This is a genomic window from Streptomyces sp. SP18BB07 (assembly GCF_036322545.1).
Lineage (GTDB): Bacteria > Actinomycetota > Actinomycetes > Streptomycetales > Streptomycetaceae > Streptomyces > Streptomyces deccanensis.
Genome location: NZ_JAQYWT010000279.1, coordinates 1 through 308, shown reverse-complemented (window position 1 = coordinate 308; position 308 = coordinate 1). Strand labels below are relative to the sequence as shown.

The 308-nt window shown below is 69.5% G+C and carries 1 protein-coding gene; it reads right to left on the bottom strand.

Annotation, left to right across the window (positions count from 1 at the left end):
• On the bottom strand, positions 1-122 hold a 122-nt coding region (locus tag PUR53_RS14160; protein ID WP_329908471.1), incomplete at its 3' end, for a DUF3830 family protein.
• Positions 123-308: the final 186 nt, after the last annotated feature.

The window sequence follows — 308 nt, the reverse complement described above, 5'->3', positions numbered from 1 at the left end:
GGCAGGGCGTCCCAGACGGCGGCGCACGTACGCGGCGCGAGGTCGTCCAGGAGCTTCGCCCGGCACACGACCTGGCGCTTGAGCAGGGAGATCTCCAGATGGCGGTCTGTCCTGTCACCCATGTCTTCCATGGTGCCGCCGGGGTCAAGGGCGCCCCGCGGGTGTGTGCGAGGGTCGTGAAGGGCGCCTCGTTGGCGTGAATACATCGCATCGGGTCGGGTAGCCGCGCGCCCATGGCTCCAGCAACGAAAACCTCCGGGAGAACCGGGAAGACACTCGACCCCAGCCGCCGCTCCCTGCTCGTCGGC